The organism is Hafnia alvei (assembly GCF_034424155.1).
Lineage (GTDB): Bacteria > Pseudomonadota > Gammaproteobacteria > Enterobacterales > Enterobacteriaceae > Hafnia > Hafnia alvei.
In genome coordinates, this window is record NZ_CP139992.1 from 935,006 (window position 1) to 959,711 (window position 24,706).

General features: G+C 50.0%; 20 protein-coding genes. 17 read left to right on the forward strand and 3 right to left on the reverse strand.

The genetic code is table 11. The features are described from left to right. Positions 1–64 precede the first annotated feature (64 nt). Both U0008_RS04275 and U0008_RS04280 read left to right on the forward strand, forming a co-directional pair. Positions 65–1,495, forward strand: coding sequence for a sugar porter family MFS transporter (locus U0008_RS04275; RefSeq protein ID WP_043491204.1), 1,431 nt, complete (start codon positions 65–67; stop codon positions 1,493–1,495). Then, complete coding sequence (locus U0008_RS04280) at positions 1,492–2,349, forward strand: aldose 1-epimerase (protein WP_193065674.1); 858 nt, start codon at positions 1,492–1,494, stop codon at positions 2,347–2,349. The genes U0008_RS04275 and U0008_RS04280 overlap by 4 nt, the downstream gene beginning before the upstream one ends. A 548-nt stretch (positions 2,350–2,897) precedes the next feature. Here U0008_RS04280 and hmpA read toward each other — a convergent pair. After that, positions 2,898–4,088: an NO-inducible flavohemoprotein gene (gene hmpA, locus U0008_RS04285; RefSeq protein ID WP_025800409.1), complete on the reverse strand. Its 1,191-nt coding sequence runs from the start codon at positions 4,086–4,088 to the stop codon at positions 2,898–2,900. 370 nt (positions 4,089–4,458) lie between these two features. Between hmpA and glyA the strand changes: the two genes are divergently transcribed. Further along, on the forward strand, positions 4,459–5,712 hold the full coding sequence (gene glyA, locus U0008_RS04290) for a serine hydroxymethyltransferase (RefSeq protein ID WP_043491206.1): 1,254 nt from the start codon (positions 4,459–4,461) through the stop codon (positions 5,710–5,712). 61 nt (positions 5,713–5,773) lie between these two features. Here glyA and U0008_RS04295 read toward each other — a convergent pair whose 3' ends face one another. Next, complete coding sequence (locus U0008_RS04295) at positions 5,774–6,784, reverse strand: PRD domain-containing protein (RefSeq protein ID WP_043491209.1); 1,011 nt, start codon at positions 6,782–6,784, stop codon at positions 5,774–5,776. 179 nt (positions 6,785–6,963) lie between these two features. Between U0008_RS04295 and U0008_RS04300 the strand changes: the two genes are divergently transcribed. Together U0008_RS04300 and U0008_RS04305 are read left to right on the forward strand one after the other, a co-directional pair. Further along, on the forward strand, positions 6,964–7,629 hold the full coding sequence (locus U0008_RS04300; protein ID WP_043491214.1) for a DUF1007 family protein: 666 nt from the start codon (positions 6,964–6,966) through the stop codon (positions 7,627–7,629). Further along, positions 7,620–8,642, forward strand: a complete 1,023-nt coding sequence (locus tag U0008_RS04305; RefSeq protein WP_043491215.1) for a nickel/cobalt transporter — start codon at positions 7,620–7,622, stop codon at positions 8,640–8,642. Before U0008_RS04300 ends, U0008_RS04305 begins: the two co-directional genes overlap by 10 nt. A gap of 599 nt (positions 8,643–9,241) precedes the next feature. Here the strand turns inward: U0008_RS04305 and suhB are convergent. Beyond that, positions 9,242–10,045 carry an inositol-1-monophosphatase gene (gene suhB, locus U0008_RS04310; RefSeq protein ID WP_025800414.1) on the reverse strand — a complete coding sequence of 268 codons (804 nt, stop codon included), beginning with the start codon at positions 10,043–10,045 and terminating at the stop codon, positions 9,242–9,244. A gap of 251 nt (positions 10,046–10,296) precedes the next feature. Here suhB and trmJ point away from each other — a divergent pair, with 251 nt between their 5' ends. The 12 genes from trmJ to U0008_RS04370 all read left to right on the forward strand — a co-directional run bounded on the left by trmJ (position 10,297) and on the right by U0008_RS04370 (position 24,702). Then, positions 10,297–11,028, forward strand: a complete 732-nt coding sequence (gene trmJ / locus U0008_RS04315) for a tRNA (cytosine(32)/uridine(32)-2'-O)-methyltransferase TrmJ (RefSeq protein ID WP_043491218.1) — start codon at positions 10,297–10,299, stop codon at positions 11,026–11,028. A 232-nt stretch (positions 11,029–11,260) separates the two neighbouring features. Continuing rightward, positions 11,261–11,758: a Fe-S cluster assembly transcriptional regulator IscR gene (gene iscR, locus U0008_RS04320; protein ID WP_004847474.1), complete on the forward strand. Its 498-nt coding sequence runs from the start codon at positions 11,261–11,263 to the stop codon at positions 11,756–11,758. 71 nt (positions 11,759–11,829) lie between these two features. Beyond that, entirely contained in the window at positions 11,830–13,044 is a 1,215-nt protein-coding gene (locus U0008_RS04325; RefSeq protein WP_004847473.1) for an IscS subfamily cysteine desulfurase, read from the forward strand. Positions 13,045–13,074: 30 nt separating this feature from the next. Then, positions 13,075–13,461, forward strand: coding sequence for a Fe-S cluster assembly scaffold IscU (gene iscU / locus U0008_RS04330; RefSeq protein WP_025800417.1), 387 nt, complete (start codon positions 13,075–13,077; stop codon positions 13,459–13,461). A gap of 100 nt (positions 13,462–13,561) precedes the next feature. Continuing rightward, entirely contained in the window at positions 13,562–13,885 is a 324-nt protein-coding gene (iscA, locus tag U0008_RS04335; protein ID WP_025800418.1) for an iron-sulfur cluster assembly protein IscA, read from the forward strand. Between the two features lie 195 nt (positions 13,886–14,080). Further along, on the forward strand, positions 14,081–14,599 hold the full coding sequence (gene hscB, locus U0008_RS04340) for a co-chaperone HscB (protein WP_043491221.1): 519 nt from the start codon (positions 14,081–14,083) through the stop codon (positions 14,597–14,599). Positions 14,600–14,679: 80 nt separating this feature from the next. Next, the gene (hscA, locus tag U0008_RS04345) at positions 14,680–16,530 is read left to right on the forward strand and encodes a Fe-S protein assembly chaperone HscA (protein WP_043491223.1); all 1,851 of its coding nucleotides are present in this window, start codon (positions 14,680–14,682) and stop codon (positions 16,528–16,530) included. Between the two features lie 2 nt (positions 16,531–16,532). Further along, positions 16,533–16,868: an ISC system 2Fe-2S type ferredoxin gene (gene fdx / locus U0008_RS04350; RefSeq protein WP_025800421.1), complete on the forward strand. Its 336-nt coding sequence runs from the start codon at positions 16,533–16,535 to the stop codon at positions 16,866–16,868. Positions 16,869–16,901: 33 nt separating this feature from the next. Beyond that, a complete protein-coding gene (iscX, locus tag U0008_RS04355) occupies positions 16,902–17,102 on the forward strand; it encodes a Fe-S cluster assembly protein IscX (RefSeq protein WP_025800422.1) in 201 nt (66 codons plus the stop codon). A gap of 180 nt (positions 17,103–17,282) precedes the next feature. Next, a complete protein-coding gene (pepB, locus tag U0008_RS04360; protein WP_025800423.1) occupies positions 17,283–18,581 on the forward strand; it encodes an aminopeptidase PepB in 1,299 nt (432 codons plus the stop codon). A gap of 149 nt (positions 18,582–18,730) precedes the next feature. Continuing rightward, positions 18,731–19,567 carry an enhanced serine sensitivity protein SseB gene (gene sseB / locus U0008_RS04365; RefSeq protein WP_025800424.1) on the forward strand — a complete coding sequence of 279 codons (837 nt, stop codon included), beginning with the start codon at positions 18,731–18,733 and terminating at the stop codon, positions 19,565–19,567. 125 nt (positions 19,568–19,692) lie between these two features. After that, the gene (locus U0008_RS04370) at positions 19,693–24,702 is read left to right on the forward strand and encodes an alpha-2-macroglobulin family protein (protein WP_043491262.1); all 5,010 of its coding nucleotides are present in this window, start codon (positions 19,693–19,695) and stop codon (positions 24,700–24,702) included. The last annotated feature ends 4 nt before the right edge of the window (positions 24,703–24,706 follow it).

The window sequence follows — 24,706 nt, forward strand, 5'->3', positions numbered from 1 at the left end:
TTGTGGCCCACATTTTCATGACTGCGTAAGCCTCTATCCTACAAGGTTAAAATAAGGTGAAAAAATGAAAAACACGCAGAACCATCTCAATATGTCTTACGTCTGGATGATATGTCTGGTCGCTGCCTGTGGCGGGTTACTTTTTGGCTATGACTGGGTAGTGATTGGCGGTGCCAAACCCTTCTATGAAGCCTATTTTGGGATCACCGATCCGGCTCAGTCAGGATGGGCGATGAGCTCCGCATTGGCGGGCTGTGTTTTTGGTGCCCTGATTTCTGGCTGGTGCGCCGATCGTTTTGGTCGCAAGCTGCCGCTGATCATATCAGCCATTCTATTCTCTGCCTCTGCGTGGGGAACGGCGGTAGCAACGCACTTTGACTGGTTCGTGTTTTACCGCATCGTTGGCGGCGTAGGCATTGGTCTTGCTTCAGCGCTGAGCCCAATGTATATCGCTGAGGTAAGTCCGGCTGAAAAACGGGGAAAATTTGTAGCCATTAACCAGCTGACCATCGTTATTGGCGTTTTGGCCGCTCAGTTGGTTAACCTGATGATCGCTGAACCCGTTGCCAGCTCAGCAACCATGCAAGACATCGTGCAAAGCTGGAATGGACAAGTTGGCTGGCGCTGGATGTTTGGCGCTGAGTTGCTTCCGGCGGTGCTGTTTTTACTCCTGATGTTCTTAGTACCCGATTCCCCGCGCTGGTTGGCGAAAGCAGGTAAACAAGACAAAGCGGAGCGCATGCTGCGACGTATTGGTAGTGCAGAATATGCGCGAGAAACGATGGCGGATATTCGTGCAACGCTCGGTGAAAATACGCAAAAAGTGGCGGCAAGTGAACTCCTGAATCCACGCGTCAGGCCCATTATCGTGATTGGGATCGTACTGGCGGTTTTCCAGCAATGGTGTGGGATCAACGTGATCTTTAACTATGCGCAGGAGATCTTTGCGTCGGCCGGTTTTGATATCAACAGCACGCTTAAATCGATAGTGGCGACGGGGCTGATTAACCTGATCTTCACCATCATCGCTTTACCGCTGGTGGATAAGCTGGGGCGTCGCAAATTAATGCTGCTGGGAGCGGCTGGCCTAACCATTATTTACGTGCTGATTGCCGGTGCCTATGCGCTGGGCATTATGGGGTTACCGGTTTTGCTGCTGGTGCTTGCCGCGATTGCGATTTACGCCCTGACCCTTGCACCGGTCACGTGGGTATTGCTGTCTGAAATCTTCCCTAACCGCGTGCGTGGTATGGCGATGTCAGTCGGGACTCTAGCGCTGTGGATTGCCTGTTTCTTACTGACTTACACTTTCCCGCTGTTAAATGCGAATTTAGGGGCATCGGGAAGCTTCCTACTTTACGGCATTATCTGTGCGCTCGGGTTTGTGTTTGTATTACGCAGCGTGCCTGAAACCAAAGGCGTTACCCTTGAAGCGCTAGAACATCAACTGGCGGGCAGCACCAAACCCGTTGAACCCAGCGTGAAACAAGCATGATGGATATTTATACCCTCTCAAACCCGCGGTTTCGGCTGCGGGTGACTCCACAGTCAGCGGCAATCTTAAGTTTTGACGACGTGGGGAGTGGCGCGGCCATTCTACGCCCTTATCAGCAGGATGCGGGATGGCATCCGGGCGAAAGCGCGTTGTTTCCCATGTTACCTTTGGCAAACCGAGTGCGGGATAATCGCTTTTGCTTAGCCGGACGTGAAATTTGCTTGCCAGACAGCGCCTTGGATAACCAATTCTTTTTACACGGAGATGGCTGGCTACAGCGCTGGCAGCTGCAAGATTTGAGCTGCACACACATTACACTCGGGCTGCGTGTGCAACATAGCTGTGGTTTTGATTATTCGGCGAGTTTGGTTTATCGGCTCACGGACGAGGGGCTTAGCGCGCATCTCACGTTACGTCACTGTGGCGCAGAACCCATGCTGTATGGGGTAGGTTTTCATCCTTTTTTTGTGAAAACCCCGCGGACACAAATTCAGTTTTTCTCTTCCGGCTATTGGCCGGAGGGCGAACTGCATTTGCCTTTAGCATGGCAGGGCAATGTGCCAGCGGCGCTGGATTTCACCCGCACGAAAGTGCCGGATAATGCGTGGATGAATCACGGCTATTCGGGATGGAACGGTGTGGCACATTTAGCGACGCCGAATCAGCCGACGATATCGTTACGCAGCTCTGCGTCCTACCTGATGCTGTTTCAAATGCCTGATGAACCGTTTATCTGCCTTGAACCGCAAAGCCATCCTGTCGATGCCCACAATATGGATGGACAACCGGGGCTGGTGTTGTTGGGAAAAGGGGAGGTGACGGAGATGGGGATGAGGGTGGGGGTGAAAGACTGATCGGTTACTGCTTTCTTTTTTATGTCAGAGCAGTGAAGGTTTTCGTCCGCCCGTTAGCAAATAGCGCTCTATGAAACCACTGGCGTAGGCGTCCGACGAGAGGTTGCCAGCGCGCAACCTCTCGACTCTCGCGCTTTTTACCGAGCCGTTTGGCCGACCGGTTTCGGAGCGTACATCCTGTACGCCCTCAACCTGCCACCAGCATCCCTGCTGGCGGCTCTAAAATGCATTCCATCTAACATTAACAAGACAAAGATTTTCTTATCTCTGCTTTCTTGTTTTTTGTCTTTTCATTGTTTAAGTCTTGGCAGTTAGAGCAGTGGAAACAGGATGTTTCTACGAGGGGAGGAGGCGCCATGGATGGCGCATGCCGACCCGGCGCGGAGATGGCATTGCGGATAAAAGAGCGCGGGTTAAGGGTGGGCGCTCTGGCCCACCCTTATCGGACGCCTTCGACTTAGTTTGTATGTGAATACCGGTGCTGATAGGCGGTCGAAACCTTACACCGTGATCACATAATCACATCATTACTCGATGATGCAAAAAACTCACACCACCTTATGTGGCCCAAAACACTCATAGTGCATACGGTCGGCATCGACGCCTAATGCTTGTAGCTGCTTGGCGACATGCTGCATAAATCCAACTGGGCCGCAGAAGTAGTAGTGCATTTCTGGGTTATTCAATTTATCAGCGAGTGGGGTGATATCCATCAATCCCTGATAGTTGAAATCGATATCAATACGATCGTCAGCGCTGGTTTCTTGCAGCCAAACGTGGCTTTGAGCCTGAGGCATTGCGGAGATAATAGTATTTACTTCATCAGCAAAGGCGCGAACCTTGCTGTTTTCTGCTGCGTGTAGCCACTGAATCTCGCCCTGATGGCCGCGAGCCTGTAAGGTGCGCAGCATGCCGAGCATTGGCGTTTGGCCGACGCCGCCAGAAATCAATGCAACAGGCGTGTTTTCTTTAACTTCTAAGAAGAAATCACCGTGCGGAGGCGCGATTTGGATCACGTCGCCTTCTTGCGCGATATCATGCATAAAATTCGAGACTTGCCCCTGACCTTCACGTTTCACGGCAATACGATAGTATTCGCCGTTTGGCTCATTGGTTAGAGAATATTGACGAATTTCCTGATGCGGCAGGCTTGGGTGGCGAATATAAACAGCCAAATATTGACCCGGCTGGAAATCGGCTACGCGGCTGCCATCTTCAGGCACCAAAATGAAGCTGGTGATTAGGTCGCTTTGCTTCTCTTTCTTGAGGATTTTGAACGGTCGAAGTTCACGCCAGCCGCCCTCAGTGGTTTCACTTTGCTGGTAAATCTGGGATTCACGCTGGATAAAGACATCGGCCAAAACCCCATAGGCTTTGCCCCACGCCTCTATAACTTCGTCACCCGGATTAAACATTTCTTCTAAGGTTTTCAGCAGGTGATGACCGACGATCTGATACTGTTCTGGCTTAATATTAAAGCTGGCGTGCTTCTGGGCAATGCGTTCAACGGCGGGCAGCAGCGCGGCTAGATTTTCAATATTAGTGGCGTAAGCACAAATCGCGTTAAACAGCGCTTCACGCTGATCGCCATTGCGCTGGTTACTCATATTAAAAATCTCTTTTAGCTCGGGATTGTGCTCAAACATCCGATCGTAAAAGTGCGCAGTGAGCTTTGGCCCCGTAGCCGCTAATAGTGGAATAGTGGATTTAACGGTGGCGATGGTTTGGCTATCCAACATAAAAATGTCCTCGTTGTTGCAGGTGTTTTAATTGATGTATTTTAAATGCAACTTACAGATTTTTCTTTGAGCTGTAAATCCCTATTTTTGTTGTGCTGATGTTATTTACATAGCGCTTTTATCGCTTTTGTTTCACCAAGGTGAAATTGTTGCATATCACATTTGAAGAAAACTCCTGCTGGCATACGTCTTCATGTGCAGTATTAAAGCCTTATGCAGCGCCAAGCCAAACGTTTGCGTAAAAACATGGTCTAGGGTCTATCGTAACAAGGTGAAAACATATTACACTGTGGGCAGTCGCCTTACGGGGTGTGTTTTTATTGAACAATAGCGAATAGACAATTCAGGTTAGCTGAGTCAGGAGAAGCGGATGTTAAAGCGTGAAATGAACATTGCCGATTACGATGCCGAGCTGTGGCAGGCAATGGAGCAGGAAGTCGTGCGTCAGGAAGAGCACATTGAGCTTATCGCATCAGAAAACTATACCAGCCCGCGTGTTATGCAGGCTCAGGGCTCTCAGCTGACCAACAAATATGCTGAAGGTTACCCAGGCAAGCGTTACTACGGCGGTTGCGAATACGTTGATGTTGTTGAACAGCTGGCCATCGATCGTGCAAAAGAGCTATTTGGCGCTGATTATGCCAACGTACAGCCGCACTCCGGTTCTCAGGCAAACTTTGCCGTATACACTGCGCTGTTACAGCCAGGTGATACCGTGCTGGGTATGAACTTAGCGCACGGCGGCCATTTAACTCACGGTTCTCCGGTTAACTTCTCCGGCAAACTGTACAACATCGTTCCTTACGGTATCGATGAAAGCGGTCATATCGACTATAACGACTTGGCCGCCCAAGCTGAAAAGCACCAGCCGAAAATGATCATCGGTGGTTTCTCTGCTTACTCTGGCGTGGTTGACTGGGCGAAAATGCGCGAAATTGCTGACCGCATCGGTGCTTATCTGTTTGTTGATATGGCTCACGTGGCTGGTTTAGTGGCTGCGGGTGTTTATCCAAACCCTGTTCCTCATGCGCATGTTGTGACGACCACGACGCACAAAACCTTGGCAGGTCCACGTGGCGGCCTGATTTTGGCCAACGGTGGCAGCGAAGAGATGTATAAAAAGCTGAACTCAGCGGTATTCCCTGGCGCACAGGGTGGCCCTCTGATGCACGTGATTGCGGGTAAAGCCGTTGCTCTGAAAGAAGCGATGGAGCCTGAGTTTAAGGCTTACCAACAGCTGGTTGCTAAAAACGCCAAAGCGATGGTCGAAGTATTCTTGAACCGTGGCTACAAAGTGGTTTCCGGCGGTACTGAAAACCACCTGTTCCTGCTGGATCTGGTTGATAAAAATATCACCGGTAAAGATGCTGACGCCGCGTTGGGCCGTGCAAATATCACCGTGAACAAAAACAGCGTGCCTAACGATCCGAAGAGTCCGTTTGTGACTTCAGGTGTTCGTGTGGGTACTCCGGCTATTACCCGCCGTGGCTTTAAAGAAGCTGACGCGCGTGAACTTGCTGGCTGGATGTGTGACGTGTTGGATAACATCAACGACGAAGCCACCATCGAACGTACTAAACAAAAAGTATTGGATATTTGCGCACGCCTGCCGGTTTACGCATAATCTTTTTGCTTGATGTAAAAAGCCCGCTTTGAAAGCGGGCTTTTTTGTCTCTGATAACCGTCTATTTGTCTGCCAGTACGCCTTCCTGTATCAACCATGCACCAAAACTCACGGCGATTAGGCACAGCTCTTCAGGTGGAAAATGAATATGGTACTCCAGTTCAATATGATGAACGGCCTGTTGAGTCATATTCATCAAACCGGGATAAAGCAGTTCGATTTCATCCAATAGCAGATTACTGATTTTTAGGCCAAATAAGCATCGTTCAATCGCGGGCCCCATATGGGCAAACAGCTGAGTACAAAGCTGTTCTCGATGGCTAAATGTCACGTGGGTGGCATTTTCTATTTGCTGAATAGCAAACTCGATCTCATCCATCAAACGCCGATCTTCTGGGTAAATCTGGGGTAAATAGCGGTAGGTTTTAAGCTGCGTTAATAACAGCGTGGTAAATTCTGATTCAAGCTCCAGCGCCGGATCAGGCAATTGCCCATAGGCGGCATGGCATAGATTTTTCGCCACACCGTATTCTTCTTTGGCTTGCAGCCAGCGTTTTAGATGTGCTGGAAAGACAGGGAGCGGTGTCGTTTGTCTTTGGTAATGACTGTAGTGTAAAAAAGACTGAATAAGATCGCGATGTTGGTCGCTAAAAATACGCTGCAAAGTGGCTTCGGCCTGCGTAAGCACATCGATGATTTGCTGCGAAAAATGCGCTGTAGTAATACCCGCCGGGCTTTCATTGATGCGGGGCACAAAAATAGTTTCAATACTGTTGGGAACAAGCCGCTGAGAGCGCCTTAACCAATGCAGCAAACAAAGTCGCTGATCGTAAGCCGAGCCTTGTAGCCGATAGCCTTGTTTAGGATGGAAGATCACACGCAGTGCATGAAAACGCATGATTTCCTGCGCCACGCTGTGAATGTCTAGTTCGGCTTGTGCAGGCAAAACGCGATTAATCCGGCCAATGGTGGCCAGATGCAGCGGGGTTGTCGGTGTGAAAAGCAATAGCACAAGATTACAGTGCCTTTGCTGTGCTGAGAGCTCAGGCACCAGAGGTGTGTCTAAACTCATATTCATATCTCTTTAGTTTCGGTCAGTGAATGAACATGTTTTGTTGGCTAAGAATAGCAAAGTTGTGCAAAGGCGCGGTGCTGGTGTGCCATGTTTTTGTATTTTTGTGATACAGAAATGAATGAATTTGATTACCCGCCGCGTTTTGCGGCTGTTGCTAAGGATTAAACAGGACGTTTATGTTGCATTTTGAGATTAAAAAACAGCGATTTCTACGCTGGTCTGGTTGGTTAATCACGATCATCGGGCTCATTTTTTCTCGCTCGGGGTTTGCACACCCGCATAGTTTTATTGAAATGAAAAATGCGTTTGTGGTGAACAATAACCAACTGATCGGAATGAACATGACGTGGACGATGGATCCGCTTACATCGGCTGACTTGCTTTACGATGCGGGCAATGCGGCGAACGGGTCGGAAATCTGGAAACAGCTAGCTGCAGAAGTGATGGCAAACGTGATTGGTCAGCACTACTTTACTGAATTCTATCATGATGGCAAAAAGGTCAAATTCCTCGATCGTCCTCGTGAATATCATCTCAGCCGCGATGGTAATAACGCTATTTTGTCATTTGAAATGCTGCTGGCAAAACCACAGCCTTTGAACGCCGATTTTTCCGTGCTGACTTACGATCCCACTTATTACGTTGATATGACCTATGCCGATGCGGCTTCCATCACTCTGCCTGTCGATGTTCAGGCAAGGTGTAAATTAGCATTGATAACGCCTAAACCAGATACGTCGTTGCAAGCCTATGCGCAGAATCTTGATAAAGCAGATGCTCCTGACGAAGACATGGAGCTAGGGAAGCAGTTTGCGCAGCGCGTGGAGATCACATGTCATTGATCATGCCGACAACCCGCAAAAAACCGACACGATGGCGCTACGTGCCTTTGGCTATAGCAGCACTGCTGCTGATTTCAGCGTTAGCGTATGGCGCTGTTCACTGGAACGAATGGCTTTTTGTCGCGATCGAATGGCAAAAATCATTGCATCAATCGATGTCCCAGCTTCTGCAGGAGGTTGGGAATAATTCCAAACAGGCTGGTTTAACCCTAGTTGCGCTAAGTTTTGCCTATGGCGTCCTGCATGCTCTGGGGCCGGGGCATGGCAAAGTCGTGATAACGACTTATTTAGCCACTAACCCATCTCGATTACGCAGCAGTGTACGCCTGACATTAGCCGCTTCGTTGCTACAAGGTCTGGTCGCGATAGCTCTTGTTTCGGGAGTGTTAGGTGTTTTACAACTTTCGACGCGCTATCTGCATCAAAGTAGTTTCTGGCTAGAGAAAGCCAGCTATCTGCTGGTTGTGGTCTTAGGTGCGATTCTCTGTTGGCGTGCTTTGAGGAAGGTCTTGGCGCTTAGGCGCCGGACGCCTTCGACTCCCTTGCAGATTTCAGCGATTAAACCGTTGAATCATAAAACTCATCAAGAGCACCGGCACTCGGCTAACTGTGGTTGTGGGCATAAACATGTGGCGAGTGATGGCGAGATTGCGGCGGCGACGACCTGGAAAACGCAGTTTGCCGTTGTAGCAGCGATGGGAATGCGACCATGCTCAGGGGCTATCTTGGTGCTGTTATTTTCCAAAGTGATCGGCGTTTACAGTTGGGGCATTTTAGCGGCGATGGCGATGGCGGCGGGGACGGCATTAACGATCAGCGGAATTGCGCTTTTGGTTCATATAGCGCGACAGATTGTTGTTCGCTGGTCGGTTGAACGAGGTCGTAGCTTTAGCCCATATTGGGGATTAGTGCTGATGTTTATCGGCGGTGCGTTACTTATTGTTATTGGTTTGCTGATGTATCAAAGCGCAATTCCAGTAGGGATGGGTAGTGGTAGAATTTTTGGTCGTTAAAGCATCATGATAAAAACAAAAAAACCGTCTTTAAGACGGTTTTTTTGTGCCAGTTAGGTTAGCGGCCTTTCTGGCGAAGTCTCATTATCGAGGTAATGTACGGTAGTAAAATTACCGAGATAAACAAGCGCATCACAGTGGTTTATTTTTAACCTATCCTGCGCTGGAAGTCAAAGAGACTATGGAGCCTAGTGGGCGTTTTTAATGTAAATGTTTTTTGTTGTTTTGATAAAAACGTCATGTTTAATAAACGATTAATTACGGAGTATGATTCCTAACGGCCCTTTTCGCTGCCTTGCAAGCAGGCACCGGATCGAAGGAAAGGAAATCCGCTGATCGTTAATACAAGCGCATCACAGTGCTTGTTTTCACGGCAGGATCTCCGGTGGTGTTGCTGTGAAGCGGTCTTTGCATGGATCGCACAATGAAACGGTACGTTTGTATCCTGCTTATTGTTTCTGGCTCGTTACTATCGCAGGGAAAGGGGAGTTGGAGTATTTCCAATAATTCCGTCTCGGTGATGGTTAACCTGTCTGGCAAGTCGCTAAAATGAAAAAACCGCCCGAAAGGGCGGTTTTTTTACTCAACGAGCGGAAGTCTTAACGCTTCAACGCTTCGCTCAGTTCGTCACGGACATTGGCCAGAATGGCTTTCACTACGCGAGGGTTACCCGCGATGATGTTGCCAGAGCTCAGGTAGTTGTGGCCGCCAACAAAGTCGGTAACCAGACCGCCTGCTTCACGAACCAGCAATTCGCCACCGGCAAAATCCCAAGGCTTCAGGCCGATCTCAAAGAAACCGTCAACGCGACCAGCGGCAACATAGGCCAGATCAAGCGCTGCAGAGCCGGTGCGACGGAAGTCTGCACACTGGGTAAACAGCTTGCCAAGGATCGCAATATAAGCAGGTGCGTGCTGTTTAACTTTGAACGGGAAGCCGGTCGCCAGAATGGTGCCGTCTAAATCTTTAGCGGTTGTGCCGCGCAGACGATAGCCGTTCAGCTGTGCACCCTGACCGCGGGTTGCAGTGAACAGTTCGTTACGCATTGGATCATAGACCACAGCAACTTCTGTACGGCCTTTGATGCGTACAGCGATAGATACCGCGAAGTGTGGAAGACGTTTGATGAAGTTTGCAGTGCCATCCAGTGGATCAACTACCCATTGAATGTCGTGATCTTCACCGACCAATTCACCGCGTTCTTCGCTGATAATCGTGTGCTTAGGGTAAGACTTACGGATAGTCTCAATGATCAGGTGTTCAGCGTCACGGTCAACGTTGGTCACGAAATCGTTGCTGCCTTTCTGTGTAGTTTCAACAGCGTCAGGAGTTTCGTAATTTTTGGCAATCAGGTTACCAGCCTTACGCGCAGCGCGTATGGCGATATTCAGCATCGGATGCATGGGTATCTTCCACGGGATGTTAAAGAACAGGAAACGGCGCGCAGTATAGCAGGCTGCGAATTAAACAGCCACGCCTGATTTCAATTCGTTTCTTCTTTATATTTGGCAGAACTATCGCGATGGGGCGTTTTGCTAGGTCAACGAAAAACCAAAAATGAGAATTCTATTAGAAACGGATTAAATCAATAGAAACGATCAATACGCGCTTTATGTTAAGATATTGCGATTATCCAAACCAAATCAGAGTTAGCATGCTGGACAACATTCGTATTGTGCTGGTGGAGACTTCCCATACCGGAAACATGGGTTCGACTGCACGAGCTATGAAAACTATGGGGTTAACCAACCTCTATCTCGTTAATCCACTGGTCAAGCCAGATTCTCAGGCTATTGCCTTATCTGCGGGTGCCAGCGATGTGATCGGTAATGCCACTATCGTAGATACTTTCGATGAAGCAATTGCCGGTTGTAGCTTGGTTGTCGGAACGAGCGCCCGTTCGCGTTCACTGCCGTGGCCAATGCTAGAGCCACGTGAATGTGGTCAGCGCAGCGCGATGGAATCTGAACATGCGCCAGTCGCGATTGTGTTTGGTCGTGAGCGCGTGGGCTTGACCAATGATGAGCTGCAAAAGTGTCATTATCATGTCGCCATCCCAGCTAACCCAGAATATAGCTCTCTGAATTTAGCCATGGCGGTGCAGATCATCGCGTATGAAATTCGCGTAGCGCATCTGGATCGTATTGCCGCTCACCAGCCGGTAGCAGAAGAAGAGCCATATCCGTTGGTGGACGATCTCGAACGTTTCTACGCTCATCTAGAAGAAACGTTGCATGTGACAGGCTTCATTCGCCCAACGCATCCTGGAAATATCATGAGCCGTTTGCGTCGATTGTTTACGCGTGCGCGTCCTGAAGCGCAAGAATTGAACATTTTGCGCGGTATTTTGGCTTCAATTGAGAAGCAAGAGCACGGAAAGCACTAATTCATGACTGCTTTCGTCGGAATATCATAGTAAAATACACAGGTATTTCGATGAGTAAGATGCTGATAGTAAACAGGGATTGTTGTTCCAGTGGTAACGTTTTTTTAACAAGATGTAATAGTTGAGTGAATTACTAGGTTAAATAGTTGACTGTTTTACTCAGGAATGAGAAAATTAACACGTTCGATAAGTAAGCGTGTTTCATCTTTTTTCTTAAAGGTTACTATTTGCCATGAGACTGACATCCAAAGGCCGTTACGCTGTTACAGCTATGCTTGATGTAGCATTGCACTCCCAGGAAGGGCCAGTTCCACTGGCAGATATTTCCGAACGTCAGGGCATCTCGCTCTCTTATTTGGAACAATTATTTTCACGTCTGCGCAAAAATGGATTAGTTTCCAGCGTGCGTGGGCCAGGCGGTGGTTATTTGCTGGGTAAAGACGCAGCCGAAATCGCCGTAGGTACCGTGATCACTGCCGTTGATGAATCTGTTGATGCAACGCGCTGTCAGGGTAAAGAAGGTTGTCAGGGTGGAACCCGTTGTTTGACGCACACGCTATGGCGTGACCTGAGTGAGCGTATCAGCGGTTTTCTGAATAACATCACTCTGGCTGAATTGGTGAATAACCAAGAAGTGCTGGATGTTGCCGATCGCCAGAATTCCGATACGCGTCGTGGTGCTAATACTAACGGTCGTCAGGACACGATTAACGTGAATCTGCGCGCATAAGCAGCTGCGACGACGAGTCATAACACTTTCTTTAAATGTACTAATTTGGAAGTGATGTACGGAGCAAGAGAATGAAATTACCGATTTATCTAGACTATTCAGCCACTACGCCAGCCGATCCGCGCGTAGCTGAGAAGATGATGCAGTTTTTAACCTTGGACGGTACTTTCGGTAACCCGGCTTCGCGTTCCCACCGTTTCGGGTGGCAAGCGGAAGAAGCGGTAGATATCGCACGTAACAACATTGCTGAACTGGTCGGTGCCGATCCGCGTGAGATCGTCTTTACCTCCGGAGCAACCGAATCTGACAACCTGGCGATTAAAGGCGCTGCCAATTTCTATCAGAAAAAAGGCAAGCACATTATCACCAGCAAAACCGAACACAAAGCTGTGCTGGACACCTGCCGTCAGTTAGAACGTGAAGGCTTTGAAGTGACCTATCTGGCACCGCAGCGTAACGGTATTATCGATCTTAAAGAGCTGGAAGCCGCCATGCGTGAAGATACCATCGTGGTTTCTATCATGCATGTGAACAATGAAATCGGCGTGATTCAGGACATCGAAGCTATCGGTGAACTGTGCCGCAGTCGTGGCATCATCTTCCACGTTGATGCGACGCAAAGCGTTGGCAAACTTCCGATCGATTTGAGCAAATTGAAAGTCGATTTGATGTCCTTCTCCGGCCACAAAATTTATGGCCCGAAAGGAATTGGTGCCCTGTACGTTCGCCGCAAACCACGCGTTCGTATCGAAGCACAGATGCACGGTGGCGGTCATGAACGTGGTATGCGTTCAGGCACATTGCCTGTTCATCAGATCGTCGGTATGGGTGAAGCTTACCGTATCGCTAAAGAAGAAATGGCTACCGAAGTTCCACGTCTGCGCGCGCTGCGTGACCGTCTGTGGGATGGCCTGAAAGATCTTGAAGAAGTGTACCTGAACGGCTCTTTAGAGCACGGTGCACCGAATATCCTGAACGTAAGCTTTAATTACGTCGAAGGCGAATCGCTGATTATGGCTCTGAAAGATCTGGCCGTGTCTTCTGGTTCTGCCTGTACTTCTGCGAGTTTGGAGCCGTCATACGTGCTGCGTGCTTTGGGAATGAACGATGAGTTAGCACACAGCTCAATTCGTTTCTCATTGGGTCGCTTTACCACGGAAGAAGAGATCGACTACGCCATTGCTCTGGTTCGTAAGTCTATTGGCCGTCTGCGTGACCTGTCTCCGCTGTGGGATATGTTCAAGCAGGGCGTAGACATCAGCACCATTGAGTGGGCTGCTCATTAATCTCAGGATTCAAATTTAAGGAGTAACGTTATGGCTTACAGCGACAAAGTTATTGATCATTATGAAAACCCGCGCAACGTCGGTTCCTTCGACAACGAAGATCCGAGCATTGGTAGCGGTATGGTCGGCGCACCAGCGTGTGGCGACGTGATGAAGTTGCAGATTAAAGTCAACAATGAGGGTATCATTGAAGACGCCCGCTTTAAGACTTATGGCTGTGGTTCAGCGATCGCATCAAGTTCACTGGTTACCGAATGGGTAAAAGGCAAATCTTTGGATCAGGCTCAGGCTATCAAGAATACTGATATCGCTGAAGAACTGGCGCTGCCTCCGGTGAAGATCCACTGTTCGATTCTGGCTGAAGACGCCATTAAAGCGGCGATTGCTGATTATAAAACCAAGCATTCCGCTAAGTAATCTGTAGACGTTTTTCAGTGGGTTTCAGGACTGGCGATTTAAGATTGAATCGCCAGTAGCCGTTATCAGAGAAACGCTTAATAAGAATTGAGGTTGTTGTATGTCTATTAGCATGAGCGACGCTGCCGCACAGCGCGTACAGACATTTTTGGCTAACCGCGGTAAAGGGTATGGCTTACGTCTGGGAGTGAGAACTTCTGGCTGTTCGGGAATGGCGTATGTACTGGAATTTGTTGATGCACCTAACGAAGATGATGTGGTGTTTGAAGACAAAGGCGTAAGAGTGATCGTTGATGGTAAAAGCTTGGCGTATCTTGACGGTACTCAGCTGGACTTCGTGAAAGAAGGCTTGAACGAAGGCTTCAAATTCAACAACCCAAACATGACTAGCGAGTGCGGCTGCGGCGAAAGCTTTAACGTCTGATTGGCTGGGCTGCTGACGTATCGCAACGTTTTGTATATCCGCCATAATACGAGCCGCATGTGTGTTGGCTACGTTTGTTTATCCTAGCCAATTTCTAGGGTTCCACAAACTTGCCGTCTTCCTGCAACTCGAATTATTTAGGGTATATGAGGTATTTTGGGATACCTCATCCACAGACTAACATCAGAGCACGGCATGGATTACTTCACATTATTCGGGCTGCCGGTTCGCTACCCAGTGGACGGCAGCCTTCTTGCTTCACGCTATCAGGAATTGCAGCGCCAATTCCATCCCGATCGCTATGCGTCTAAACCTGAACGCGAGCGCATGCAGGCTATTCAACAAGCTGCCACCATCAATGATGCCTACCAAACGTTAAAACATCCCCTTAAACGCGCAGAGTATATGCTGTCATTACAAGGGTTTGACTTAGGCAATGAACAGCACACTATGCGCGATACGTCGTTCCTGATGGAGCAACTTGAACTGCGTGAAGAGCTGGATGGTATTGCGCGGCATGCCGATCCCGAAGAGGCGCTGATGGCCTTTTCTGCGCGGATCGCTAAAATGACCAAAACGCGCAGTGCGCAAATGCTTTCCGAGCTGGATCAACAGCAGTGGGAATCAGCCGCAGACACCGTGCGTAAGCTACGTTTTCTCGACAAGCTACAGCAGCAAGTGGAACAACTCGAAGAAAAACTGCTGGGCCTATAACCGATTTTTGATTGCGTTGATTCAATGGCTGTTTTCACACAGAAATTGTTCTAACAAATCTTGTTTAACGGAAGCTCAAGATGGCTTTATTGCAAATTAGTGAGCCGGGGCTGAGTGCTGCTCCGCATCAACGCCGTTTAGCGGCGGGTATCGATTTAGGTACTACCAATTCATTGGTGGCGACCGTGCGCAGCGGCCAAGCAGAAACTCTGGCCGATGCGCAGGGCCGTCATTTGCTGCCTTCTGTCGTTCATTATCTGAAAGATGACATTGTGGTTGGCTACGATGCTCGCCAGCAGGCAGCGCAAGATCCGGTTAATACCATCAGTTCCGCTAAACGTCTTATGGGACGCTCTTTGACAGATGTTCAGGCGCGCTATCCGCATATGCCGTATCAGTTTGAGGCGAGCGAAAATGGTTTGCCGATGATGATCACGGAAGGGGGTTCGGTTAACCCTATCCAAGTCTCTGCCGAGATCTTAAAAGCGTTGGCCGAGCGCGCCAAAGTGACCTTGGAAGGCGAGCTTGATGGCGTGGTCATCACCGTTCCTGCCTATTTTGATGATGCTCAGCGTCAGGGAACTAAAGATGCTGCGCGTTTAGCCGGTCTACACGTGTTGCGTTTGCTCAATGAACCCACGGCGGCAGCGATTGCCTATGGCCTAGACTCCGGCCAAGAAGGCGTTATTGCAGTCTACGATTTGGGCGGCGGCACCTTCGATATTTCTATCTTGCGCCTAAGCCGTGGCGTATTTGAAGTGCTGGCAACCGGCGGCGATTCCGCGCTGGGCGGCGATGATTTCGATCACCTGTTAGCCGATTTCCTACGCGAACAATCTGGCTATGCCGATCGCAGCGATGCGCGTATTCAGCGCCAGTTCCTTGATGTGGCGGTGGAAGCCAAGATCGCACTCAGCGATGCTGAAAAAGTCGACGTTGAAGTTGCGGGTTGGAAAGGCTGTGTTACCCGTGAACAGTTTGATGAACTGATTGGCACATTGGTAAAACGTACTTTGCTGTCATGCCGTCGCGCGCTGAAAGATGCAGGCGTTACCGCGGATGAAGTGATTGAAGTGGTTATGGTTGGCGGTTCAACGCGCGTTCCGTTGGTTCGTGAGCTGGTCGGGGAGTTCTTTGGCCGTACGCCGTTGACCTCTATTGACCCCGATCGCGTGGTGGCGATTGGCGCAGCTATTCAGGCCGACATTCTGGTGGGTAATAAACCCGACTCAGAAATGTTGCTGTTAGATGTGATCCCACTGTCGCTTGGTTTAGAAACCATGGGCGGTTTGGTTGAGAAGGTAATCCCGCGTAATACCACCATTCCAGTGGCGCGTGCGCAAGAATTCACCACTTTCAAAGATGGCCAAAATGCCATGATGATCCACGTGGTACAGGGCGAGCGTGAGCTGGTGCAAGACAACCGCTCTCTGGCGCGTTTCACACTGCGTGGCATTCCGGCAATGCCTGCGGGTGGCGCACATATCCGTGTGACATTCCAAGTTGATGCCGATGGTCTGCTGAGCGTTACCGCGATGGAGAAATCCACCGGCGTTCAGTCGTCGATTCAGGTCAAGCCTTCTTATGGTTTGAGCGATGACGAAATCATCACCATGATTAAAGACTCCATGGCTAATGCCAGTGGGGATATCAGCGCGCGCATGCTGGCAGAACAAAAAGTTGAAGCGGCACGCGTGCTTGAGAGCCTGACCGGTGCCTTGGCAGAAGATTCTGCGCTGCTAAGTGAGTCAGAGCTGAGCAACATTAAACAGGCCGTAACTGCACTAGAGCAGGCCGCTGCGGGTGATGTTGCCGGAGATATTGAAGCTGCGATTAAAGTGCTTGATGCACAAACGCAAGAATTTGCTGCGCGCCGGATGGATGCATCTGTTCGCCGAGCGCTGGCTGGTCATTCTGTGGATGAGGTTTAAAAATGCCAAAAATCGTATTTCTTCCTAATCAGGAGCACTGCCCTGAAGGCGCAGTTCTTGAAGCTCAGGAAGGCGAAACGATTCTCGACGTTGCTCTACGTAACGGAATCGAAATTGAACATGCCTGCGAAAAATCTTGCGCATGCACAACCTGCCACTGCATCGTTCGCGAAGGTTTTGACTCGCTGGATGAAAGCAGTGAGCTGGAAGACGACATGCTGGATAAGGCGTGGGGCTTAGAGCCGGAAAGCCGTCTGAGCTGTCAGGCAAAAGTGGCGGATCAGGATCTGGTTGTCGAGATCCCGCGTTATACCGTTAACCACGCTCGCGAGCATTAAAAATAGGCGATAACGCTTGTTTGGGAGAATATTATGGGTCTGAAGTGGCAAGACAGCCGCGAGATTGGCGAAGCGCTGTATGATGCGTTTCCGGATATCGATCCTAAAACCGTGCGCTTCACCGATATGCACCAATGGATTTGCGATTTAGAAGATTTCGACGATGACCCTACAAAATCGAACGAAAAAATTCTGGAAGCTATCCTGCTAGTCTGGTTAGATGAAGCAGAGTAAAAATTAAAGGGCTGCCTGTAAAGGCGGCCCTTTTACTACAGTCTAGATATTGATAGAACACGCTAATCGCAAATCAATTTCACTGAAAAACTAACGATTAATAAAGATACCCGCGTTTACTTGACCAGCGACTTAGCGATGTGTTGCTGCAAATACGCTGGGTATATCAGGAGAAGATTTATGTCGACCGAATTTATGCCCGTAAGCCTATCCCATCAGCCAGCCGATGCACGCTGGGGCGAAAAAGCGCTGCTGAGTTCCGGCAGCGAAGGGATGGTTATTCATCTGAACGGTAATGGTGAACTTGTTGCCGTTCAGCGCGCTGCGCGCAAGCTTGATGGACAAGGTATCAAACAGGTTCATCTCGCGGGTGAAGGTTGGGACTTGGAAAAATGCTGGGCTTTTTGGCAGGGTTATCGTGGGCCAAAAGGATCGCGTCAAGTACAGTGGCCCGATCTGAGCGAATCCGATCGCGCTGAATTAGATCGTCGCTTGAAGATCGTCGACTGGGTGCGTGATACGATCAATGCGCCAGCCGAAGAAGTGGGGCCATCTCAGTTGGCACAGCGCGCGGTTGATCTGATGTGCAGCGTTGCCTGTGACAATGTGAGCTACCGTATCACCAAAGGTGAAGATCTGCGCGAGCAAGGCTACATGGGTTTGCACACGGTGGGTCGCGGCTCGGAGCGTTCTCCTGTGCTGCTGGCTCTGGATTATAACCCAACAGGAAATCCTGACGCCCCTGTTCTAGCCTGCTTGGTGGGCAAAGGCATCACCTTTGACTCCGGCGGTTACAGCATGAAGCAAAGTGCCTTCATGGACTCCATGAAATCAGACATGGGTGGTGCGGCTACGGTCACCGGAGCGTTGGCGCTGGCGGTTTCTCGTGGTTTGAATCAGCGCGTAAAACTTTATCTTTGCTGCGCGGATAATTTAGTTAGCGGCAATGCGTTCAAATTGGGTGATATCATTACCTATCGCAACGGTAAAACCGTTGAGATTATGAATACCGACGCGGAAGGGCGTTTAGTTTTGGCTGACGGCCTGATTGATGCTTCCGAGCAAAATGCGGCGATGATCATTGACTGTGCAACGTTGACCGGCGCGGCTAAAACGGCGCTAGGCAACGATTACCATGCCCTGTTTAGCTTTGATGACGCGTTGGCTGCCGACATGCTGCAAAGCGCTGAGCAAGAGAATGAAGCTTTCTGGCGCTTGCCGCTGGCTGAATTCCACCGCAGCCAACTGCCATCCAACTTTGCGGAGCTCAATAACGTTGCTGGTGCGGCATATGGCGCAGGCGCAAGCACCGCTGCGGCGTTCTTGTCTTATTTCGTTAAAGAATACCGTCAAGGCTGGCTGCATATTGACTGCTCGGCTACCTATCGCAAAAGCGCCGTCGATCAGTGGGCTGCGGGCGCAACCGGTTTAGGCGTGCGTGCGCTGGCTAATTTACTGCTGGAAAAAGCGAAAGCGTAATTATGAACGACTGACCCCCACCCAGCCTCCCCCTTCTCAGGGGGAGGGGCTGTCCGAGCACAAATTTATATTGTGCATCAATTCTGTTCCCTCCCCTGTGAAGGGGAGGGCTAGGGTGGGGTCATTACATATCGATTTTGGAGCACCCGATGAGTTCTCATCATCACGATCACCACCATGACACCCCAGAAGAGCAGCTCGAAAAAAGCTTGGAAAAGGCGGTGAAAGATCCCGCTTACCGCACTCTGTTTTACCGCACGCTGCTGGATTCTACCGTTTATATTTTGGCTGAAAGCGGCGTTCAGGATAAAGGCGAGCTTATCATTGCGCCTAACGGTGAGCTGAATGTACAGCATTGGGAAATGCAAGACGGACTCTCGACGATCCCGTTTTTCTCGTCGTTGAAGATGTTGCAGCAGGCGGTAGAAGACGAAGAACAGCCGTTTATGGCGTTACCGGTTCGCGATCTGTTTGCGATGACCAAAGGCGCTCAGCTGTTTTTGAATCCAAAATGTGAATATGGCAAAGCTTTCTACGCGCAGGAAGTGGCGATGCTGCTGCAAACGGGCGGTATGGCACAGCCGATGGAGCAAGTGGTTGATGGCGGAAGTAAAATTTTGCTTGGTCAGCCTGAAGAATATCCGTCTGCTATGGTAGATGCGTTAACCACGCTATTTACCCAACGTAAGATTGTACGTAATGCCTATTTAGCGATATTTCAGGATCAGGCGATTGATGAAAAACCTAATTTATTGATTGGGTTAGAAATTGATGGCACTGATGAAGAGATCGACTTGCTCATTCAGGAAACCGGCAGCTTGGCGAGTGAAACCGCACCAGAAGATGAGCCGGTAGATCTTTGCCTCGTCACCGATGAAAAAGGGGATGCGGTAAGTCATTATTTGAAAACGCATACCCAGCCGTTTTATCAGCGACGCTGGGGCAGTTGGCTACGCAACAGCATTCCTTCCAGCGGAACAGCCTAATCATCCAATAATGTTGAGAGCCGCAAGGCTCTCTTTGTCATTTTAGGCCTAGCATAATCCGAATTAAGGTTTCGCCATTTCACTTTCATTGTTTGTCACGGATAATAGTGTTATTCGGATTAAAAATGGAAAATGTTATGCGCCAAGGATCATCTCAGTCACAAAGCTGCCGCTCTGTCCGCATGTTGCGCCGTAGTGTACTCGTGGCAGCGCTTATTACTGCACTTTCTGCCTGTGATAATAGCGATGTGAAAACCACTACCACAGCGGATCCCGCCGCTGTCGCCACGCAAAAGAAAGCGTTGAGTGACACCGACTTGGCGCAAATGGCGAAACAATCGCAGGGCAAAACGCTCACTTTACTCGATGCCTCGGAGCTACAGCTTGATGGGGCAGCCGCCCTTGTGCTCACTTTTTCCATTCCGTTAGATCCTAAACAACAATTTGCCGATAGCGTTCACTTAGTGGATACCGAAAAAGGCAAAATCGACGGAGCATGGGAGCTTTCAGATAATCTGCGCGAACTGCGGTTGCGTCATCTGGAGCCTAAACGCAAATTACTCCTCACGATTGATCCCTCCTTAGTGGCGCTTAATGGCGCAACGTTAGGTAAAGAAACACAGAAAAAAATTGCCACCAAAGATATTCAGCCAAGCGTTGGATTTGCTAGCCGCGGTTCGTTATTGCCCGGTAAAGTGGCTGCGGGTTTGCCGGTGATGGCGCTTAACGTAAACAGCGTAGACGTCAATTTTTATCGCATTAAGCCTGCATCGTTACCTGCGTTTTTATCCGAGTGGGGCTACGGCCAATCGGTGGAGTCATGGCGATCTGATGAACTGCTAAAAATGGCGGATTTGGTCTACAGCGGCCGCTTTGATCTCAATCCTCAGCGCAATACACGAGAAAAGCTTCAGCTTCCCCTGAGCGATATCAAACCTCTGCAAGAGAGCGGAGTTTATTTGGCCGTTATGCAGCAGGCGGGGCGTTACAGCTACAGTAATCCGGCTACGCTACTAACCCTGAGCGATATCGGTGTTTCACTGCACAGCTATCACGAACGAATGGATGTCTTCACTCAGGCCTTAGCGGGCGGTGGTGCGATGTCTGATGTGGCATTGCAGGTGTTAGATGAAAAAGGGCGTGTGCTAACGGAAGGTAAAACCGATGCGCAGGGGCATGCACAGCTAAGCAAATCGCCAAAAGCGAAGCTGTTACTGGCGAACCAAAACGGGCAGACCAGTATTATCGATCTGACGCAGCCAGCGCTCGACCTCAGTGAGTTTGATATTGGTGGCCCAGAAGGCTTCAGCAAGCAGCTATTTGCTTTTGGCCCACGCGATCTTTATCGCCCTGGTGAAACGGTGATCGTGAATGCTCTGTTGCGCGATGCCGATGGGCAGCCTTTGCCTGAGCAACCGATAAAAGTCGATGTGTTGCGTCCAGACGATAGCGTGGCATCAAGCTTCGTTTGGAAGCCGGAGAATGGGTTATATCAATATCGTTATGCGCTGCCTGAAAATGCGGCGACGGGCAAATGGTCGCTACGTTTCAATCTTGGCGACAACCAGCCGCGCTACTACGCGATTAATGTTGAAGACTTCATGCCTGAGCGCATGGCATTGGAAATCAAACCGGAAAGCGCATCTCCAATTGAGATGCAGCAGAGCGCCAGTTTCAATGTGTCAGGACGCTATTTATATGGAGCTCCGGCGGCCATGAACCGTCTTCAAGGGCAGCTTTATTTACGTCCGTTGCGTGAAGCGGTGACCGAATTACCGGGTTACAGCTTTGGTTCGGCCACGGAAGAAAATCTAAAGCGCTCCTTAGATGAAGTCGATACCACGCTCGATGAGCAGGGAACGGCAAACATTGAAACGGAAAGTCAGTGGGCCGATGTTAAATCTCCTGTGCGTCTGATTTTCCAAGCGAGTCTTTTAGAGTCTGGTGGCCGTCCGGTGACTCGACGTAGCGAGCAGGATATTTGGCCAGCCAAGCAGCTGTCAGCGATCCGCCCGCTATTCGGGCAACAAGATATTTATGATTATCAAACCAATAGCTACCGTAAGCAGCCGATGGTTGATGAAAATAGCGATGCTGCTTTTGATGTGATCTATACCGATCCGCTGGGGAAACGCCTCGCTAAACAGGGGCTGAAAGCCACGCTGATCCAGGAGCGTCGCGATTATTACTGGCAGTGGTCTGAGGGCGCTGGCTGGCAGTCTCAATACGATCAAAAAGATCTGCCCGTCGGCGAGCAAACGCTAAATATTGCGGTTGACGGCAGTGCGAAAGTGAGTTTCCCCGTCGAATGGGGTTCTTACCGTCTTGAAGTTAAAGATCCAACCAACGGCCTGATCAACAGCGTTCGATTCTGGGCTGGATATCGTTGGCAGGATAATACTGACGGCACGGGAGCCGTGCGCCCCGATCAAGTGAAGCTGAAGCTGGATAAACCTAATTATCAGCCCGGCGAAAAAGTGAAAGTGACCATCAACGCGCCAACCGCTGGCAAGGGATACCTGATGCTGGAGTCTGGCGAAGGGCCTTTATGGTGGCAGGAAATTGATGTACCAGAAGCTGGTACCACGGTAGAGGTTCCGCTCAATCAAGAATGGCGTCGTCACGATCTCTATTTCAACGCGCTGGTGGTTCGTCCCGGTGAGAAAGACAAGCAGGTAACGCCAAAACGCGCGGTAGGCTTATTACATATTCCTCTCAATGAAGAAGCGCGTAAGCTGAATGTGACGCTGACAGCACAAGAGAAAATCAGACCAAACCAGACAGTGCCGGTTCAGGTCAACGTTGCTGGGGCGGGGGGCGAGAAACAAAAAGAAGTGACTGTGTTACTTTCTGCCGTGGACACCGGCGTTTTAAGTATTACTGATTTCAAAACGCCCGATCCTTACGACGCCTTCTTAGGTCGTAAACGCTACGGCGCGGATCAGTATGATGTTTACGGGCAGCTTATCGAAGGCTCTGGGCGTTTAGCAACGCTGCGCTTTGGTGGCGATGGCGAAGATGAAGATGCGCTGTCACGCGGGGGCAAGAAACCCCCAACGGAAGTGAATATCGTCGCGCAGCAGCTGCAACGCATCACGCTGGATGAAAATGGCAACGGGACGCTTCAGCTTCCAGTGCCAGATTTTAACGGTGAGCTAAGACTCATGGCTCAAGCGTGGAATGGGCAAAATTTTGGTAGCACCGAACGTAAAATGACGGTCGCAGCACCGGTTATCGCAGAGCTACAAACACCACGCTTCTTAGCGGGTGGCGATAGCAGCCAGCTGGCGCTGGACGTCACGAATCTGTCTGGGCATCCGCAAACGTTGGGTGTGGCACTCACCACGTCGGGCCTTATCAGCCTGAGTGGCGACAATAGCCAAACGGTTGAACTCGAAAATGGACAGCGTAAAACGATCACTATTCCTGTTAGCGCAAAAGATGGATTTGGGGACGGTAACGTTGCGATCCGTATCGTCGGAATGCAGCTACCGGGCGAACAAGTCAGTGATTATGAACATAGCTGGAAAATCGGTGTACGTCCGGCATACCCTGCTCAAACTCGCCATTTGGCGAGCATTATTAAACCTGGTGAAAACTGGCATGTAGATCCTGAGCAACTTTCAGGCCTCGTTGCGCCAGAAGCATCACTACTACTGACTAGCCGACCACCGCTGAATATTGCGCGTTACGTACGTGCACTGTATGCCTATCCGTACGGCTGTCTGGAGCAAACTACCAGCGGCCTGTTCCCATCGCTGTATACCAATCAACAGCAGTTGGCGCAGCTAGGTATCAAAACCTCTCCGGATGACATTCGTCGACAGAATATTGAAACAGGAATTACCCGTCTGCTGGGTATGCAGCGCTATAACGGCAGCTTTGCGCTGTGGAGCAGCGATGGACCAGAAGAGTATTGGTTAACTGCTTATGTTACCGATTTCTTGCATCGTGCGCGTGAACGCGGTTTTGCCGTACAGGATGACGGGTTGAAACAGGCGGATGCCGCGCTATTGCGCTATCTCCAGGATCGCAATCAAATCGATGTTAACAGCAGCGCACGTCCAGATGCGACGCGTTTTGCGGTGCAGGCTTATGCAGGGCTCGTTTTAGCACAGCAAAAACAGGCACCATTAGGTGCTTTGCGCCAGTTGTATGAGCGTCGTACTCAGGCTGAGTCCGGTTTACCTCTCATTCAGCTAGGCATTGCGCTTAAGCTGATGGGAGATACACCGCGCAGCGAAGAAGTGCTCAAGCAAGGTTTGGCATTGCAGCGCTCGGCAACGAACTATTGGCTGGAAGACTACGGTAGCCCAGTGCGCGATGACGCGATGATTCTAGCGCTGATGGAAGAGTTTAACCTCGAGCCAAAAACGCAGGAACAGCGCTTACTTTCATTGTCGGATCGATTAACGACCACTGAATACCTTTCGACCCAAGAACAGAATGCGGTATTTATGGCAGGCAAAGGTTTTATCGGCCAGCCGGAAAGTGAATGGAAAGGCGTGATTTCATCGGCTAAAGGTGTCGATTTAGCCTATGGCGAGCAAGCTCAGGTCAAAAGCTATGATGAATCTTGGCTCTCTAATGGTTTGGTGATTAATAACCAAGGCGAGTCCACGTTATATCCGCGTTTTGACGTGGTGGGTTATCCAAATAGCGCGCCACAGCCAATGAGCAATATTCTCAATATTAAACGTGATTTCTTAGGATTAGATGGCAAGCCGGTTGATTTGGCGCAGCTGAAAAGTGGGCAGCTAATTTTGGTTCATCTGGATGTGTGGGCGTCAGAGCATGTGCCGGATGCGCTGGTGGTTGATCTGCTGCCCGCAGGCGTTGAGCTGGAAAACCAGAACCTGAATGATGCTAGCGCAAGCTTAGATGATGCGGCAACCGAGGTGACTTCGTTGCTTGATGCATCACGGCAGACCACGCTCAAACATCAAGAGTTCCGAGACGATCGTTATGTGGCCGCGGTGGATATTCAGTCTGGTCAGCATACGACTCTGCTGTATCTGGCAAGAGCGGTAACGCCGGGTAAATATCAACTGCCTGCGCCGCAGGTTGAATCAATGTATATCCCGCAGTGGCGCGCCGTTGGGGAAACGCCTGCAACTGTGAGTATCGCTCAGTGATAGC